The organism is Pseudomonas sp. NPDC089428, assembly GCF_044749325.1.
Classification (GTDB): Bacteria; Pseudomonadota; Gammaproteobacteria; order Pseudomonadales; family Pseudomonadaceae; genus Aquipseudomonas.
In genome coordinates this window covers 516,579-532,357 of sequence record NZ_JBIVHT010000002.1, presented here as the reverse complement: position 1 = coordinate 532,357, position 15,779 = coordinate 516,579, and the positions used below count along the sequence as shown (strand labels likewise).

11 protein-coding genes are annotated in these 15,779 nt (G+C 59.8%); 6 read left to right on the top strand and 5 right to left on the bottom strand.

The window, feature by feature from the left end; genetic code table 11:
- The first annotated feature begins 100 nt into the window (after positions 1-100).
- Positions 101-505 (top strand): RcnB family protein, encoded by a 405-nt coding sequence (locus tag ACIPZ5_RS05755; RefSeq protein ID WP_343594629.1) that lies wholly within the window; start codon positions 101-103, stop codon positions 503-505.
- Between the two features lie 88 nt (positions 506-593).
- On the opposite strand, the gene ACIPZ5_RS05750 is transcribed toward ACIPZ5_RS05755, so the two are convergent.
- Positions 594-1,916, bottom strand: a complete 1,323-nt coding sequence (locus tag ACIPZ5_RS05750) for a CapA family protein (protein ID WP_400807193.1) — start codon at positions 1,914-1,916, stop codon at positions 594-596.
- Between the two features lie 235 nt (positions 1,917-2,151).
- Here ACIPZ5_RS05750 and ACIPZ5_RS05745 point away from each other — a divergent pair, with 235 nt between their 5' ends.
- The 5 genes from ACIPZ5_RS05745 to ACIPZ5_RS05725 all read left to right on the top strand — a co-directional run bounded on the left by ACIPZ5_RS05745 (position 2,152) and on the right by ACIPZ5_RS05725 (position 8,985).
- Complete coding sequence (locus tag ACIPZ5_RS05745; protein WP_400807190.1) at positions 2,152-4,014, top strand: DUF1302 domain-containing protein; 1,863 nt, start codon at positions 2,152-2,154, stop codon at positions 4,012-4,014.
- 26 nt (positions 4,015-4,040) lie between these two features.
- Positions 4,041-5,402: a DUF1329 domain-containing protein gene (locus ACIPZ5_RS05740; protein WP_400807188.1), complete on the top strand. Its 1,362-nt coding sequence runs from the start codon at positions 4,041-4,043 to the stop codon at positions 5,400-5,402.
- 92 nt (positions 5,403-5,494) lie between these two features.
- On the top strand, positions 5,495-6,415 hold the full coding sequence (locus ACIPZ5_RS05735; protein ID WP_343594621.1) for a LysR substrate-binding domain-containing protein: 921 nt from the start codon (positions 5,495-5,497) through the stop codon (positions 6,413-6,415).
- Positions 6,416-6,492: 77 nt separating this feature from the next.
- Positions 6,493-7,770: an MFS transporter gene (locus ACIPZ5_RS05730; RefSeq protein ID WP_400807185.1), complete on the top strand. Its 1,278-nt coding sequence runs from the start codon at positions 6,493-6,495 to the stop codon at positions 7,768-7,770.
- A gap of 114 nt (positions 7,771-7,884) precedes the next feature.
- Positions 7,885-8,985 carry a M14 family metallopeptidase gene (locus ACIPZ5_RS05725; protein ID WP_400807182.1) on the top strand — a complete coding sequence of 367 codons (1,101 nt, stop codon included), beginning with the start codon at positions 7,885-7,887 and terminating at the stop codon, positions 8,983-8,985.
- Positions 8,986-9,037: 52 nt separating this feature from the next.
- Here ACIPZ5_RS05725 and gyrB read toward each other — a convergent pair whose 3' ends face one another.
- The 4 genes from gyrB to dnaA are packed head-to-tail and all read right to left on the bottom strand — an operon-like array spanning position 9,038 to position 15,264.
- Positions 9,038-11,458, bottom strand: coding sequence for a DNA topoisomerase (ATP-hydrolyzing) subunit B (gyrB, locus tag ACIPZ5_RS05720; RefSeq protein ID WP_261942121.1), 2,421 nt, complete (start codon positions 11,456-11,458; stop codon positions 9,038-9,040).
- A 4-nt stretch (positions 11,459-11,462) separates the two neighbouring features.
- Positions 11,463-12,566, bottom strand: coding sequence for a DNA replication/repair protein RecF (gene recF, locus ACIPZ5_RS05715; RefSeq protein WP_400807178.1), 1,104 nt, complete (start codon positions 12,564-12,566; stop codon positions 11,463-11,465).
- Between the two features lie 15 nt (positions 12,567-12,581).
- Positions 12,582-13,685, bottom strand: a complete 1,104-nt coding sequence (dnaN, locus tag ACIPZ5_RS05710; protein ID WP_015268408.1) for a DNA polymerase III subunit beta — start codon at positions 13,683-13,685, stop codon at positions 12,582-12,584.
- A gap of 40 nt (positions 13,686-13,725) precedes the next feature.
- Complete coding sequence (gene dnaA, locus ACIPZ5_RS05705) at positions 13,726-15,264, bottom strand: chromosomal replication initiator protein DnaA (RefSeq protein WP_261942120.1); 1,539 nt, start codon at positions 15,262-15,264, stop codon at positions 13,726-13,728.
- Between the last annotated feature and the right edge of the window lie 515 nt (positions 15,265-15,779).

Below are 15,779 nucleotides of genomic sequence, written 5' to 3'. Positions count from 1 at the left end.
TCGTACCTGACATTAAATGGGGAAAGTTGTGGTCAGATCAGTTAACCGCACCAGGCATACAGCAGTAACCGCCGGGCGTTAACAGGAACAGGATCCACACATGAAAAAAACCCTGACGGTACTTTGCGCGGCGCTCGTGCTCAGCACCCCCTTGGCCAGCTTTGCTCAACCAGGGCCTGATCATCATGACGACGGCCCTCCTCATCAGGGCAACCCGCACCCTGGCCAGCCACAGCGGTTCGATCACCATGACAACGGCCGGCGGCCGGCTTACCACAACCCGAACTTCCGCCCAGAAGCGGGCATGCCGGTGCCGCATCAACAATGGCATCGTGGCTACGTCATTGAACCCCGCTATCGCGCAGACCGCTACTGGGTCACCGACTGGCGTGCACGCCACCTGTATGCGCCCCCCCATGATCATCGCTGGTTGTATGTGAATGGGGACTATGTACTGGTGGCGATTGCCACAGGTGTGGTCGTCAGCGTCCTTTCCGGCTATTGATAGTGACAGAGACACAAAGGCCCGCATCAGCGGGCTTTTGCGTCTCTGCTATCAGCCGCTATGGGTTCCACGTGGAACATGGCCGCCTTCAAAGCACGACATGCGCGGTATCTGCGTTGATTTCCAGACAGGTGTCGAACCCCGAACACAACGCCGCAAAGCGTTGCAGGATCGACCTGGCCTGATCCCCCTCGGCTAGCCGTGGTCGCCCTCGACGGTGTATGGCTTCACCGAGCCCAAGGTGCACCGGATGCAGTTCGATGCCTGTCAGTGTGCGGCCATCGAAGGTGCAGATCGGCACAATGCTCTCCCAGAAACGCGCATCGGACGGAAAGCTGCGTGTGCCGTTGTGAGTGCGCTGCAGGAACACCTTGGACGGTGTCTGCTGCCGGTCCACGCGGAACTGGTCGTAGCTGTCCACAGGCAGACGTTCGACCAGCTCGTTCTGGCCAATGAAGTTGCCCAGGCTGTAGAAGATGGGTTTCCCCCGGTATATCTCCATGCCCCGCAGCAAGTGTGGGCCATGGCCAACGACGATATCGACGCCCGCGTCGATCAGCTTGCGCGCCACCGGCTGGATGAATTCGGCGGGCACTTCAAGGTCCCATTCACCCTCTGGGTTGTAGCCCAGTTCGTGGGCATGCAGGCTGACCATCACAATGTCAGAGGTCAGCCGTGCTTCCTCGACCCAACGCAAAATACCATCCAGGTCTTTCTTGCGGGCGAGCGTGCGCAGTCGGGTACGGGCACCTTCGCGGAACAGCAGCGGGGTGAATGGGCCGAACACCTGCAGCGATGGGTCGGGCAACGGATGCGCGAACCCCAGTTCCACCGCTCCCTGGTACAGGCGATCCAGCCCCAGGTCCGCAATCAGCTGGCGAACCTGGGCCATCTGCTCGGTGCTGACTTCATGCAGGGTGTCGTAACCCAACGGATTGAGGCCAGGGCGACCAGGCATGTCGCGGCCCTGATCGCTGGCCTCCTGGCCCTTGCCGTAGGTCGAGCTGCAGGCCAGCAAGGCAACGGTACCCGCAGGTTTGCTGCAATACACCGGACGGCGGGCTTCCTCAAGATTACGTCCGGTGCCAGCGAACAGCAGTTCACGTTTGCGCAACTGTTCGTGGGCCGCATGAAGGCCGCTGATGCCGTAGTCCAGGCTGTGGTTGTTGGCGGTCGAGAACAGGTCGAAGCCACCGTCGACCAGTTCGTCGAGCACCCAGGCCGGGGCACCGAAATGCGAACCACCGCTTTCCAGTACCGGGTCACCGGCAAAATCGTTGGGCAACACTTCAAGGTTGGTGAAGCTTACGTCTGCGGCGCGGATCAGGTCGAACAACGGGCTCAGCGTCTGGTCATCCCGGCTGTGCAGGCGGCGCTGCAGGATACTGTCGCCAGTCAGGGCAATCTTCATGGTCTACCTCGGAAGGGGTGGAATCCGTCGGACTATAGGCCAAGCCTGCAAGCCATCAGATTGAATACCGTTCATCTCCATAGCCACCGGTTATCGACACCGGCCCACCCTCTCATTTGGCTATGGGCATCACTTTTTTTCAGAAGCCGCCGCTGTGACTCGCTGCTTACCATGCAACCGCCCCGCCCATCGGGATGGCTTTCTCATGAACAGCAAGTTCAAGGCGCAGAGCACTATGAAAAAAACAATAACCGGCGTCGCGGTCCTGAGGCCTCAGGCCCTTCCGCTGGCAGTCAGCCTGGCACTCGCGGCAACCAGCGCGCAGGCCGTGCCGTTCAACATCGGGGAAATCGAGGGGCACTTCGACTCCAGCCTGTCCATCGGCGCCAGTTGGGCCATGGACAGTCCGGACCGCGCCTTCATCGGCAGCCGCAACGGAGGGACGGCATCAACCCAGACCTCCGACGACGGCCGCCTGAACTTCAAGAAAGGCGAGACCTTCTCGAAGATCTTCAAAGGCGTGCACGACCTTGAACTCAAGTACGGCGACACTGGCGTGTTCGTGCGTGGCAAGTACTGGTATGACTTCGAGCTCAAGGACGAAAGCCGCCCGCTCTATGACATCGACGACAACCACCGCGACACCGCCGCCAAGGCGTCGGGCGCCGAGTTGCTGGATGCCTTCGTCTATCACAACTACACCCTCGACGACCTGCCTGGCACCGTGCGCGCCGGCCGCCAGGTGGTTAGCTGGGGCGAAAGCACGTTCATCCAGAATGGCATCAACAGCATCAACCCGGTCGACGTCTCGGCCTTGCGCCGCCCAGGCTCCGAGGTCAAGGAAGCGCTGATCCCGGTCAACATGCTGTATTTCAACCAGGGCCTGACCGACAACCTGTCGGTCGAAGCCTTCTACCAGTTGCAATGGGAAAAGACCGTCGCCGACAACTGCGGCACCTTCTTCAGCAGCGATGTGGTGGCCAAGGGCTGTGACATCAACATGGCAATCAACGGCAGCGATTTCGACCGCGACATCGACGGCACCGGAGTACTTGGCGGTTACGGTTACGTACCACGGCTGTCGGACAAGGACCCACGCAACAGTGGCCAGTTCGGTGTGGCCCTGCGCTGGATGGTGCCTGAACTCAACGACACCGAGTTCGGCTTGTACGCCATGAACTATCACAGCCGTACCCCGACCAGCGCCTGGACGGTGGGCCGTGGTGCCCTGGCTGACCCGGTCGGTGGATTGGTCGGGCAGGGCGGTGCAAGCACCGCACGCTACTACCTGGAATACCCGGAAGACATTCGCCTTTACGGGCTGAGCTTCAGCACGACAGTGGGCGCCACCGCTGTGGCCGGTGAGATCAGTTACCGGCCGAACATGCCGCTGTCACTGAACGCCAGTGACGTGTCGGCCGCAGCTACCCTCGGCGCGGCGGCCACCAACCCGCGGGTCAATGCTGGCTTGCCGATCTTCCAGACCGGTTACGCCAGTTCCGCCTACGGCTCGCTGATCAACGGTTATGTGCGCAAGCCGTTCACCCAGGCGCAGGTCACCTTGACCCGAACCATCGACCAGCTGACGTTCATCGGTGCTGACCGGCTGACGCTGGTGGGTGAGGTCGGCTATAGCCATATCGCCGACCTGGGCTCGACCGACGGTTCGGACCTGCGCTTTGGTCGCAGCAGCGTGTTTGGCAACGGTGAGCTATCCACAGCTGGCAGCGCGTCGTTGCTCGGAGGCATCTCCGGCAACAACCTGTGCCGCCAGATAGCCAACTCCGCCAATCCGGACCAATGCACCAGCAAGGGCTTCTACACAGCCGACTCCTGGGGCTACCGGCTGCGCGCCGTACTCGAATACGCCGACTTGATCGGCGGTGTAGTGCTGCGCCCTAACCTGTCCTTCGCCCACGACGTCGAGGGCTTCGGCCCGACCTTCAACGAAGGCGACAAGTCGGTCAGCATCGGCCTGGATGCCGAATATCTGACCCGCTACAACCTCGCCATCAGTTACACCGATTACTTCGGCGGTGACTTCAACACCAACACCGACCGCGACTTCCTCGCCGTCAGCCTGGGCGTGAGTTTCTGACGTCCCTTTATTCCAGGAGGTAGACCATGATTCGCAAAGCCTTGATCCGCTGCAGTTGCCTGGCCCTGAGCCTGTTGGCCAGCCAGGTGATGGCCGCGGTATCCGAACAGGAAGCGGCTCGCCTGGGAGGCGATCTGACCCCGATCGGTGCCGAGAAGGCCGGAAACGCCGACGGCAGTATCCCAGCCTGGACCGGCGGTTTGCCGGCCAGTACCGGTGCAGTCGACGCCGGCGGCTTTATCCCCAACCCCTACGCCAATGAAAAACCTCTGTTCGTCATCACTGCGCAAAACGCCGAACAGTACAAGGCGCGCCTGACGCCTGGCCAGCTGGCGATGTTCAAACGCTTCCCGGACACCTATCGCATCCCGGTGTACACCACTCACCGCAGCGTCACGCTGCCACCCACCGTGTTCGCGGCGGTCAAGGAAAACGCCACCCGCACCACCCTCGCCGAAGGCGGTAACGGCCTGCAGAACTTCAAGATGTCGATTCCGTTCCCCATTCCCCAGTCCGGCCTGGAAGTGATCTGGAACCACATCACCCGCTATCGGGGCGACTCGATCCTGCGCAATACCGCGCAGATGAACCCGCAGGAAAACGGCACCTACACCATCAGCATGATGAAGGAGCAATTCGCCTTCCCGTTCGGGCTGAAGGATTACGACCCGCAAAAAATGGCCAACATCCTGTTCTACTTCCGCCAGGAAATTCTTTCGCCACCGCGGCGGGCTGGCAGCGTGATGCTGGTGCTGGAAACCCTCGACCAGGTCGCCGAGCCACGCATGGCCTGGATGTACAACGCCGGTCAGCGTCGGGTACGCCGTGCGCCGCAGGTGGGGTACGACAGCCCAGGCGCCGAAGGGATGCGCACCTACGACGACTTCGACATGTTCAATGGGGCGCCCGATCGATACGACTGGAAGCTGGTGGGCAAGAAAGAGCTCTACATCCCGTACAACAGCTACGCCCTGGATTCGCCGAAGCTTAAATACGACGACATCATTCGCCCGGGCCACCTCAACCCGGACCATACCCGTTATGAACTGCACCGCGTGTGGCATGTGGTCGCCACCCTCAAGCCAGGCCAGCGGCATATCTATAGCAAGCGCGACCTGTACATCGACGAAGACAGCTGGCAGGTCGCCGAAGCCGATGCCTATGACGGTCGCGGCAACCTGTGGCGGGTTTCCGAAGGGCATGCACGATTCTTCTACGACCAACAGTTCCCCTGGCTGACCGCAGAAACTCACTACGATGTCACCAATGGCCGCTATACGGTTTCAGGCCTGCGCAACGAAGAACAAAAGGGCAGCTACGACTTCTCGCAGAACGCATCGAGCAAGGAGTTCACCCCGAACGCCTTGCGCGCGACCGGGATTCGCTGACAGCCGGCGCCCACGGGATCGCAATCCTGCCCGTGGGCGCAGGCTCGTTTTTATGCTCTAGTTCGCATCCCCTCAGGTTCAGGTGTGTGCCCATGAAGTTGCATCAACTGCGCGCAATCGTCGCGATCTGCGAAAGTGGCAGTATCCAGGAGGCTTCACGGATACTGCATATTTCCCAGCCGGCCCTGTCCAAGAGCATCAAGGAACTGGAGTCGGAACTGGGCGTGCCCCTGTTGGTGCGATCCAACCGTGGCATCACCGCCACGCCCTATGGCGAACACCTGGTACGCCGTGCGCGGCTGGTCGTGGAGGAGGTGCGCCGGGCGCGGGATGAGATCGAAACGCTCAAGGGCACCATGGACGGCAAGGTGACCATTGGCGTGTCGCCTGTCACCCCCAGCCAGCAGTTCGCCAGTTGCATCCTCAGCTACCGCAAGCGCTACCCGAAGGTGCAGTTACAGATCCTTGAGCTGCGCCCGGCCAAGCTGCTGGAAGGTTTGCGGGAAGGTCAACTGGACCTGGCCCTGACGTCACACCCACCTTCACGCAGTGTCGAAGGTTTCGAGTGGCATGAACTGTACGCTCAACCCACCACCTTGGCCGTACGCAAAGGCCATCCACAATCGAAGGCCCGCTCACTGAGCGAGTTGCTCGACCTTGAATGGCTGCTGCCCGATGCGCTGGACATTTCACTGGCCGGGCGCATGTTTGAGGATTACGGCGTCAGGCCACCAGAACGCACCATGGTCTGCGCGTCCGTTGTGCTGTACGCGGAACTCGCCGCCACCACCGATGCCGTGAGTATCTGGTCGCGTCGGGTGTTCGACTTGCCCGTCGTGTCTGGCAACCTCGACATGCTACCGATTGCAGAACGCGTGCCCGGCACCGACATCTCGCTGGTTTGCCGACCTGCAGAACTGATGACCCGGGAAACCCAGATGCTCGTCGACGACATCATCTACGCCTTCAAGAACCCATCATCACTTCGTTCGCCGCTCCATAACCAACCCTGATAAGCATGCCGAGAGATCATTATTCAGCGATCAGCGGCTGCGGCATCCTGCCTGCATGAACCCTGGAGTAACCCCGTATGCCGTTCTCCCACCGTAGTCTCGTGCTGGTGATGCTGATGGCTGTGATGATCATCAGCGTACTGGACAAGAGCATCTTCGCCTTCGCCGGCGCCCAGATCATCGAAGACTTGCAGCTGACGCCAGCTGAATTCGGCTTCATTGGCAGTGCGTTCTTCTTCCTCTACTCGATTTCCGGAGTGGCCGTAGGCTTCCTCGCCAACCGTTTTCCCAGCCGCTGGATCCTGGTGGGCATGTCACTGGTGTGGATGGTTTCACAACTGCTGGTCAGCGTCAGCAGCAGTTTCGCTGCACTGGTGCTCAGCCGCCTGCTGCTCGGTGCCGGTACCGGCCCCGGCACTGCCGTGACCCAACATGCCTGCTTCAAATGGTTCGGCCCAACCGAACGAGTGATGCCGGCATCGCTGATCCAGGTATCGATCATGCTCGGCGCCGTCCTGGCTGCAGTCAGCTTGCCCTTGCTGATTACCCAGGTTGGCTGGCGCATGGCCTATCTGGCGCTGGCGCTGATCGGGCTGCTGTGGATGCTGCTGTGGCTAGCCTTTGGGCGCGAAGGCACCCAGGTGGACGCGGTGACCGACGATGCCAGGCAACCCTTGCCAGGCTATCGCCGCTTGCTGCTGAACCGGACATTCCTCGGTATTACCTTGATTGGCTTCATGGGCTTCTTACCCAATGCGCTGGTCTACAGCTGGGTGCCGGTTTACCTGCAAAAGGGCTTGGGCATGACGCCAATGCAGTCAGGTTATGTGGTCATGGTCGTTACCCTGGCGGTCATCCTGTGCAACCTCGGCGTGTCGGCAGTCTCGCAACGGGCACTCAAACGCGGAGCCAGCCCACAGCGGGCCATGGTGGCATTGCCACTGGCCTGCTGCCTGATCGCCGGCTTCGCCTTCCTGCTGATCACCCAGGCCCATGGTCACCTGCTGGCGACGCTGGCGCTGTACGCGATGGGTGCGGTGCTGATCAACGTGTTGCCGACGTTCGCCAATACCATCGTCGCCTTCATTGCACCCGGCGTACGTCGGGGTTCGATGTTATCGATTCACATTGGCGGGGTGACCAGCGCCGGCATGCTCGCGCCTTGGCTGGTCGGCCAATGGGTCGCGGTTCGCGGCGGTGACATCGCACATGGCTTCGAGTCCGCGTTGGCGCTGATCGGCACGGCCATCATCGCCTGCACGCTGATTGCCTTCTGGCTGGTACGGCCAGAGCACACCCGTGAACATCTGCAAGTAGGCCATTCGTCCTTGCAGCCAGCGCTTCACACCAGCTGACATTCAGGCCGCGCGGCGGCCTGTTCCCCCTCATCAATTTTTTGCTGACCTCGGGCCGGCCTGCATGCGGCTGCCCGCTGGTTGACATATTCCATGAAACATCACGGAGCTGCGATGAACCCTGCTGCCTGCTTCTCACAGACTTATGCTCAAGCACGACAAAAATTCCTGGCGGCCTGTGCTGAGCTCGGCCTACCCGTCGAGTCTCAACTGCACCCATTACGGGGCGCCGAAGACGAGGAGCTGGCCATCGATGTGGCGCGCAGCGGCCCGCTCGATGCCAAGCATGTGATGCTGATCAGCAGCGGCTGCCATGGGGTTGAAGGCTTCTGCGGATCAGCAGTGCAGGTGGCGCTGTTGCAGGATGAAGCCTTCCAGCGCCAGGCCAGAGACGCCGGTTGCGCGGTGGTCTACCTGCATGCCGCCAACCCGTACGGGTTTTCCTGGCTGCGCCGCTGGACCCATGAAAACGTCGACTTGAACCGCAACTTTCAGGACTTCAGCCAGCCCAGCTCGCATAACCCCGACTATCCAGGGCTTCACGCTCTATTGATTCCTCAGCGCTGGCCAGTGACCTTGCCCAACCGCCTGCGCCTGCTTTCACACCTGGTGAAGTTAGGACGCAAGCGTATGCAGAAGGCGATATCCAGCGGGCAGAACAGCCATCCCGACGGCCTGTTCCACATCGGCAACGCGCCAACCTGGAGCAACGAGGCGGTACGCGCGATCATCAGCCAGCATGCCAGCCGATGCCAACATCTTGTCTGGGTCGATATTCACACAGGGCTTGGACCCAAAGGGCATGGTGAACGCATCTACTCCGGGCCAGCCAACTCGCCGATGCTGGAACGGGCAAGGCGTTGGTGGGGGGAGGGCGTACGTTCTTCGCAAGAAGGGCAGTCGGTGTCAGTACCGCTGAGCGGGCTGATGGTGTATGGCGCGGTGGGTGAGTACACACCATCGGCCTTCACCGCGTTGACGCTGGAGTTCGGGACCCTGCCGGGGCCACAGGTACTGGATGCCTTGCGTGCCGAGCAGTGGCTGCATAACAACCCAGGGGCCGGCGAACCCCGGCGCCAGCAAATCAAGCGGCAACTGCGCGACGCGTTCTATGTCGATGAACCCCAGTGGAAGGAGGATGTGTTGCGCCAGGCACGTGAAGTCGCGCGACAGGCCATCAGCGGATTGAACCAAGAAACATCCGGGGCACAATAACTCGCACAAAAAAGCCCGCTTGCGCGGGCTTATATCTGTCGATCTCTGCAGATCAGAAGTCCAGGTTCGACACCGACAGCGCGTTGCTTTCGATGAAGTCACGGCGAGGCTCCACCGCATCACCCATCAGGGTGTTGAAGATCTGGTCGGCGGCAATCGCGTCTTCGATGGTGACCTTGAGCATGCGGCGGACGGTTGGGTCCATGGTGGTTTCCCACAGCTGCTCCGGGTTCATCTCGCCCAGCCCTTTGTATCGCTGGATGGTGTGACGCTTGGTGCTTTCGTTCATCAGCCAGTCGAGGGCTTCCTTGAACTCGGTGATCGCCTTGCGACGTTCACCGCGCTGAACGTAGGCGCCTTCACCCAGCAGGCTGGAAAGCCTGGCACCAATGTTGACCACCGTACGGTAGTCGTTGCTGCCGAAGAAATCGCGGTTGAAGGTGACGTAGCTGGCCAGGCCGTGGGAGGTAACTTCCACTTCCGGCAGCCAGACATTGCGCTCCTTGTCTTCGCGCAGGCTGGCCTTGTAGACCAGGCCCGACTTCTGGCTGTTGCTCAGGCGCTCCTGGAACTTCACCAGCCAGGCTTGCATAACAGCATGGTCGCCCAGTTGTTCCAGGGTGACTTCCGGCAGGTAGATGAAGTGCTCGGTGATGTCTTCCGGGTACAGGCGCGACAGGCGCTTGAGGGTCTTCATCACGGAACGGAATTCGTTCACCAGGGTTTCCAGCTGTACGCCGGAAACGGCTGGCGCCGATTCGTCCAAGTGCAGGCTGGCATCTTCGAGGGCCGATTGGGTCATGTATTCTTCCATGGCCTCGTCGTCCTTGATGTACTGCTCTTGCTTACCTTTCTTCACCTTGTACAGCGGCGGCTGGGCGATGTAGATGTAGCCGCGCTCGACCAGTTCCGGCAGCTGACGGAAGAAGAAGGTCAGCAGCAGGGTACGGATGTGCGAACCGTCGACGTCAGCATCGGTCATGATGATGATGTTGTGATAACGCAGCTTGTCGATGTTGTACTCTTCGCGGCCGATGCCACAGCCCAGCGCGGTGATAAGCGTGCCCACTTCCTGGGACGAGATCATCTTGTCGAAGCGTGCTTTCTCGACGTTGAGGATCTTGCCCTTCAGCGGCAGGATCGCCTGGGTGCGACGGTTACGGCCTTGCTTGGCCGAGCCACCCGCGGAGTCACCCTCCACCAGGTACAGTTCGGAAAGGGCAGGGTCCTTCTCCTGGCAGTCCGCCAGTTTGCCCGGCAGGCCGGCGATATCCAGCGCACCTTTGCGGCGGGTCATTTCACGGGCTTTACGCGCCGCTTCACGGGCACGTGCAGCGTCGATCATTTTGCCGACCACAGCCTTGGCTTCGTTCGGGTTTTCCAGCAGGAAGTCGGCGAAGTACTTGTTCATCTCTTGTTCCACGGCGGTTTTCACCTCCGAGGAGACCAGCTTGTCCTTGGTCTGCGAGCTGAACTTCGGATCCGGCACTTTCACCGAAATGATCGCGGTCAGGCCTTCACGGGCATCGTCACCTGTAGTAGCGACCTTGTTCTTCTTGGCCAGGCCTTCCTGCTCGATGTAGCTGTTCAGGCTACGGGTGAGCGAGGAGCGGAAACCGACCAGGTGAGTACCGCCGTCACGCTGCGGAATGTTGTTGGTGAAGCACAGCAGGTTTTCGTTGAAGCTGTCGTTCCACTGCAGGGCAACCTCGACACCCACACCATCGTCACGCTGGACGTTGAAGTGGAAGACCTGCGAGTTGATCGGGGTCTTGTTGGTGTTGAGGTATTCAACGAACGCGCGCAAGCCACCTTCGTACTTGAAGAACTCTTCCTTGCCCGAACGTTCGTCTTTCAGCAGGATGCCGACACCCGAGTTGAGGAACGACAGTTCGCGAATCCGCTTGGCCAGGATGTCCCAGCTGAAGTGGATGTTCTTGAAGGTTTCAGCCGAAGGCTTGAAGTGGATGTGGGTACCGGTGGTTTCGCTGTCACCGACAACCGCCATCGGCGCCTGTGGAACACCGTGAACGTAGGTCTGCTCCCAGATCTTGCCGCTACGGCGAACGGTCAGCACCAGCTTCTCGGACAGGGCGTTAACCACCGAAACACCTACACCGTGCAGACCGCCGGATACCTTGTAGGAGTTGTCGTCGAATTTACCGCCAGCGTGCAGCACGGTCATGATGACCTCGGCTGCGGATACGCCTTCTTCTTTATGCACGTCGACCGGAATGCCGCGACCGTTGTCGCGCACACTGATGGATTCGTCCGTGTGGATGATGACGGTGATGTCATCGCAGTGACCGGCGAGGGCTTCGTCGATCGAGTTGTCGACCACTTCGAAGACCATGTGGTGCAGGCCGCTACCATCATCGGTGTCGCCAATGTACATGCCGGGACGCTTGCGTACGGCATCCAAACCTTTCAGCACCTTGATGCTGGAGGAGTCGTACGTTTGATTTTCGCTCATGCCTTCACTCCCGATGGTCGTGGGTCTGGGTGATACGGCCTTGTTCCACGTGGAACAAGGCAACTGGCGTTTCCGTCTGCCAGCCTTCCCTCAGTAATTCGTGATCTACACAAGTGATGAACACCTGGCAGCGTAATTCTTCAAGCAAGCGGCACAGCGCGCGGCGATGCTGGTCATCCAGCTCGGACGGCAGGTCGTCAACGAGATAAATACAGTGGCCGCGGCGAGCCTGGCTGACGAGATGGCCCTGGGCAATGCGCAGTGCGCACACCACCAGCTTTTGCTGACCACGCGACAGGATGTCAGCTGCGTTATTGGCAGCCAGACGAAGACGCAGATCTGCACGCTGCGGGCCAGCTTGGGTGTGGCCCATCTGCTGATCGCGAAGGAGAGAGGAGGCGAGTACTTCTTGCAGTTCCCGGTCCTTGTCCCAGCCTCGGTAGTAGCTCAGGGTCAACCCGTCCAGCTCGACCAGCTCGCTCAGGGTTTGCTCGAAGACGGGCTTCAAGGCCTTGATGTAGTTGCGACGGTATTCATCTATTTCCGCACTGGCCAGGCATAACTCCCGGTCCCAGGCGGCTTGCGAAGCTGGGTCAAGTGTACCATGCCGCAACCATGAGTTCCGCTGCCGCAGTGCCTTCTGCAGACGCTGCCAGGCAGGCAGGAATCGAGGTTCCACGTGGAACACACCCCAATCGAGGAACTGCCGGCGGATTTTCGGTGCCCCTTCGAGCAACCGGAAACTGTCCGGGTTAATCAGCTGCAGGGGCAACATTTCAGCCAGTTGAGCGGCGCTCTTGGCATTCTGCCCGTCGATGCGGATGGTGAATTCGCCCGCCCGCTCCCTTGAGACGCCCAGGTTGCTGGTGCCACCTTCAGCCAACTGGACTTCGCCAAACACGGTACAAGCAGGTTGTTCATACTGGATGACCGGGTTCAGCCGAGTACTGCGAAATGACCGGGCAAGGCCAAGCAGGTGCACGGCTTCGAGCACACTGGTCTTGCCGCTGCCGTTGGCGCCGTAAAGGATATTGATGCGAGGGGAAGGTGAGATAGTCACCGGGTGCAGATTGCGCACCGCGGTGACCATGATACGTCGAAGGGACATTTCGCCTGCTACGAATTACAGACGCATTGGCATGACAACGTAGGAAGAATCGTCATTGCCAGCTTCCTGCAGCAGGGCACTGCTGTTGGAGTCGGACAGAATCAGACGAACTTGCTCGGTAGTCATAACGCCCAACACGTCCAGCAGGTAGCTGACGTTGAAGCCGATCTCCAGCGAGCTACCTTCGTAGTCCACGCTGATCTCTTCTTCCGCTTCTTCCTGTTCTGGGTTGTTGGCCTGGATCTTCAATTGGCCGGCAGCCAGTTGCAGGCGAATACCCCGGTACTTCTCGTTGGAGAGAATCGCAGTACGGCTGAACGCTTCACGCAGCGCCTGGCGGTCACCGACTACCAGCTTGTCACCGCCCTTCGGCAGTACACGCTCATAGTCAGGGAACTTGCCATCGACCAGCTTGGACGTGAAGGTGAACTCACCGGTGGTCGCGCGGATGTGGTGCTGACCAAGAACGATGCTGACCATGCCTTCCGGATCGGTCAGCAGGCGCGCCAGCTCAAGAATGCCTTTACGTGGAACGATGACCTGATGGCGATCGTCCTGCTCGATCGGTGCGCTCATCGAGCACAGCGCCAGACGGTGACCGTCGGTGGAAACAGCGCGCAGGGTGTTGCGCGACACTTCCAGCAGCATGCCGTTGAGGTAGTAACGCACGTCCTGCTGGGCCATGGCGAAGCTGGTGCGCTCGATCAGGCGGCGCAGTTTGCTCTGCTCCAGGTTGCAGGTCAGCGAACCTGGGCCTTCTTCAACAGTGGGGAAATCGTTGGCAGGCAGGGTCGACAAGGTGAAGCGACTACGGCCGGCCTTGACCAACAGCTTCTGCTCGTCGACCTTGATATCGATCAGAACATCGTTCGGCAGGCTTTTGCAGATGTCCATCAGCTTGCGCGCTGGAACGGTGATCTCGCCTGGCTCGGCCGGCTCTTCCAGTTGCACGCGGCCAACCAGTTCAACTTCCAGGTCGGTACCGGTCAACGACAGCTGCTGGCCTTGCACGACCAGCAGGACGTTGGACAGCACCGGCAAGGTCTGACGGCGCTCGACGACACCGGCGACCAGTTGCAGGGGTTTCAACAGGGCTTCGCGTTGAATGGTGAAATGCATGGTCTAGTCCCTTGCCTTCAATTAGCTGCGCTGGCGACCATCACGTCGTCAGCGTCCGCAGCAGGTTCTTGTAGTCCTCGCGGATGTCCGCGTCGGATTCCTTCAATTCGTTGATCTTGCGACAGGCGTGCAGCACGGTGGTGTGGTCGCGGCCGCCAAACATGTCGCCGATCTCCGGCAGACTGTGGTTGGTCAGTTCCTTCGACAGTGCCATGGCTACCTGACGCGGTCGCGCAACGGAGCGCGAACGGCGCTTGGACAACAGATCGGCAATCTTGATCTTGTAGTACTCGGCCACGGTGCGCTGGATGTTATCCACACTCACCAGCTTGTCCTGCAGCGCCAGCAGGTCCTTCAACGACTCGCGAATCAGCTCGATGGTGATGTCACGGCCCATGAAGTGCGAGTGAGCGATCACCCGCTTCAGGGCGCCTTCCAGTTCACGTACGTTGGAGCGGATACGCTGGGCAATGAAGAACGCCGCATCATGCGGCAGCTCGACCTTGGCCTGGTCGGCCTTCTTCATCAGGATCGCTACGCGCGTTTCCAGTTCCGGCGGCTCGACGGCTACCGTCAGGCCCCAGCCGAAGCGTGACTTCAGGCGTTCTTCCAGGCCTTCGATCTCCTTCGGGTAGCGGTCGCTGGTGAGAATCACCTGCTGACCACCCTCAAGCAGGGCGTTGAAGGTGTGGAAAAACTCTTCCTGGGAACGCTCTTTACGGGCAAAGAACTGGATGTCGTCGATCAGCAGCGCATCGACCGAGCGGTAGAAGCGCTTGAATTCGTTGATCGCGTTGAGTTGCAGCGCCTTGACCATGTCCGCGACGAAGCGCTCGGAATGCAGGTACACGACCTTGGCATTCGGGTTCTTCTTCAGCAGGTGGTTACCCACAGCATGCATCAGGTGGGTTTTACCCAGACCAACTCCGCCATAAAGGAACAGCGGGTTGTAACCATGCTTGGGGTTGTCGGCGACCTGCCAGGCCGCAGCGCGGGCCAGCTGGTTCGATTTACCTTCGACAAAGGTCTCGAAGGTAAATGTGCGGTTCAGGTAGCTGGTGTGCTTGAGCGCACCTTCTACCTGGACCGTGCGTTGCTCGGTGCGGTTGCCTGTGGCAGGCGCCGAAGCGCTGTCACCCATGCCATCGAAGCTGTCACGCGAAGCCGTTTCACCGATCTCGTTCACCTGCTCAGGCTCAGCCACTGGCGCTTGAACCGTTTCGGCAACAGCGGCCACGGCAGGCGCAGCGGCCTGTTGAGTCTGGCTGCTTGCGAGCGACGCAGCGACCGCTGCGCTGACAGGTGCATTGGGTGCAGCACGCGGAGCGGAGCTGCGACGGCTGCCTATTAACAAGGAAAGGGCTGGCGCCATGCCGCTGCCGTTTTCACCCAACAGTTCGAGCAGGCGGCCAAGGTACTTTTCATTCACCCAATCGAGAACGAAACGGTTAGGCGCATAGACGCGCAACTCGTCGCCTTCGGCTTCGACCTGTAGCGGACGGATCCAGGTGTTGAATTGCTGGGCAGGCAGTTCATCGCGCAGAAGCTCTACGCACTGCTGCCAAAGTTCCACTGACACGGATATCCCCTGAGTTTGAAAGCCGGATGAGGCCAAAACAAACCGCCATTGTACCGGTCGAGCGATCAGTTATCCACATGTGGAAACATTCTGAGCTATGACAAATCAGCCATTTAGCGGCAAAAACGTCCTTCAACCACTGTGAATAAGGTCTGTGGATAACCAGCCATGAGGGCTATGCACAACCCTGGTGTCAGCCCTGTTGATAACTGCGCTGTGGATAACAGGCATTTCTGTCCACAGGCTGTTCCCACGTCCAGCACAGGCGCAGCACCTGTTACCGACAAGGTTTCAAATCTCTGTACACTGCATGAATTCTGGGCTCAAAGCAGTTATCCACAGAAGGTTGTCCACCTAAGATCTATAAGTTCTTCAGAAAAGCTTTTTATATGTCTCTTCTTTTTTCTAATCTTGTCGTCCGTTTGCCTGCTCGATCAAGCCTTCCAGGTATCCAACCGCCAAAATGCCTTCCATAAGGAAAGACTGGTTGGAAATTGACCTATGGGCTTGCTTTC